At 64.5% G+C, this 1112-nt stretch carries 1 protein-coding gene; it reads left to right on the forward strand.

Annotated elements, in window-relative coordinates:
* Nucleotides 1–162 precede the first annotated feature (162 nt).
* A complete protein-coding gene (locus tag GGD57_RS28995) occupies nucleotides 163–1110 on the forward strand; it encodes an IS110 family transposase (protein ID WP_184473601.1) in 948 nt (315 codons plus the stop codon).
* Nucleotides 1111–1112: the final 2 nt, after the last annotated feature.

The raw sequence follows: 1112 nt of genomic DNA on the forward strand, positions 1-1112 counted from the left end.
CCTCATCCTTGTACGTTGCCGTTGGTGTATAATGGGGTCGTGCGACGGGGATGCGTGTCATCCTTGGGTTTTGAACTCGTGCCTCAGCGAGCATCTCCGTTGCCATGTCTTCGCTCGAACGGTTGGTTGGGCTTCGAGCCCGCGTTGCAAGGAGGAGCAGTCATGCATGTCCCACACGCTTTCATGGTCGGCATTGATGTCTCAAAGGCCCATCTCGACGTCGCCGTCGAAGGCAAGCGCACCGTTGTGCGTTTCGACAACGATGCACCAGGCCGGGCCGCACTCGCGAGGGTAGTGGCCGGCGCAGAGCTTGTCGTCGTCGAGGCCACCGGCGGTTACGAGATGGCGATCGTCAGAACCCTAATGGCCGCCGGTATTCCCGTCGCCGTCGTCAATCCCCGCCAGGTGCGCGATTTCGCCAGGGCCAGCGGGCGTCTGGCCAAGACCGATCAGGTCGATGCCCGCGTCATTCTCCACTTCGCCAGAGCGATGCGGCCGGCACAGATCCCCCATATCGACGACGGCCGCATCGCGCTTGCTGCCCTCGTCACCCGTCGCCGCCAGCTCGTCGACATGGCGGTCGCCGAGAAGAACCGCCTCGAACATGCTCCCCAAGCCGTCGCAGCGCTGATCGGCGAGACCCTCGCTGCCCTCAAGGCGCAACTCGCCCGCGTCGATGCCGCCATCGCGCTCGCTATCGAGGCCGAGCCCGACATGGCCGTACGCCGCGATCTGCTGCTGACCGTGCCGGGCATCGGCGAGATCAGCGCCGCCGTGCTCATCGCCGAACTGCCCGAACTTGGCGCCATCGACGACAAGAAACTTGCAGCCCTCGTCGGCGTCGCCCCTATCGCCCACGACAGCGGCACCTGGCGCGGCCAGCGCCATATCGCCGGCGGCCGCGCCACCGTCCGATGCGCTCTCTACATGGCAACGCTCTCGGCCATCCGTTGCAGCCCGGCCATCAAGGCCTTCCACAAACGGCTGCGCGACGCAGGCAAACCGCCCAAAGTCGCCCTCGTCGCCGCCATGCGAAAGCTAATCATCATGATCAACACTATTCTCAAAAGACAAACGCCATGGAACGAGCCCCAACAACACGGTTGCTGAGG

The organism is Rhizobium esperanzae, from assembly GCF_014197615.1.
Taxonomy (GTDB): Bacteria; Pseudomonadota; Alphaproteobacteria; order Rhizobiales; family Rhizobiaceae; genus Rhizobium; species Rhizobium esperanzae_A.